2 protein-coding genes are annotated in these 810 nt (G+C 60.9%); one reads left to right on the forward strand and one right to left on the reverse strand.

All coding sequences use genetic code 11. The features are described from left to right. A partial coding sequence (locus AB2N08_RS22895) for a ketopantoate reductase family protein (RefSeq protein WP_367613203.1) occupies window positions 1-341 on the reverse strand: 341 nt, incomplete at its 3' end. A 99-nt stretch (window positions 342-440) separates the two neighbouring features. Here AB2N08_RS22895 and AB2N08_RS22900 point away from each other — a divergent pair. Then, window positions 441-810 (forward strand): cupin domain-containing protein (locus AB2N08_RS22900; protein ID WP_367613204.1); only part of this gene is annotated, 370 nt, incomplete at its 3' end.

The raw sequence follows: 810 nt of genomic DNA on the forward strand, positions 1-810 counted from the left end.
TCGCGCAGCCGCTCCGGCTCGAACTGGTTAAACATGAACAGGATGCGCGTGGCCGTGCAGTCTTTGAGCGCCGGGATCAAAACATCCACCTGGTGCACCGGCACGACGACAATCACGAGGTCGTAGGCCGTATTCGCGTCGAGCCCGTCGCGTACGGTCACGGTTGCCCGCTCGCCGCTCTGCTTGACGATGGCGCCGTCGCGCTGCAGTTGGTGCAGCCTGTTGGAGCCCGGCCGGGCGACGACGGTGACATTGTGCTGACCCGCGTTCGCCAGAAAAAAGGCAAACGTGCTGCCGATATTACCAGCGCCGACGACGGCGATATTGGATGCGATGAGCATGAGAAACCTTCCAGTTGGGAGCATGCATCATACGGGCTTGCTCTGGTACGATCCATGCGCTAAAGTCTGTCTTATCTTTGCCATCGTCCGAATGCCTGCGTGGATGCACTCTCTGCTGTTCTCTCTTTACTCAAGCCCGCCACGTACATGTTCCGCGGTCTGGATGCCGGCGGCGATTGGGCCATTCGCTTCGAGGCCCACGACGCCATCAACTGCTACGCAGTGCTGTCGGGCCAGGTGTGGCTGACCGTCGAGGGTGTAACTGACGTCCTTTTGGAAGAAGGCGATTGCGTGCTGCTACGATGCGGGCACGCGTCTCGCCTCGGCAGCGCGCTGGACGCACCTCCGCGCGATGCATGGGAAGTGTTCCCGACGGCGGTTGAAGGCGGTGTGGTGACAATCAACGCTGGTGGCGACGTGTATGGCCTGGGTGGCTTTTTCGAATTCGATAGCCGGCACACGGACTTGT

The organism is Massilia aurea (assembly GCF_040790145.1).
Classification (GTDB): domain Bacteria; phylum Pseudomonadota; class Gammaproteobacteria; order Burkholderiales; family Burkholderiaceae_D; genus Telluria; species Telluria aurea_C.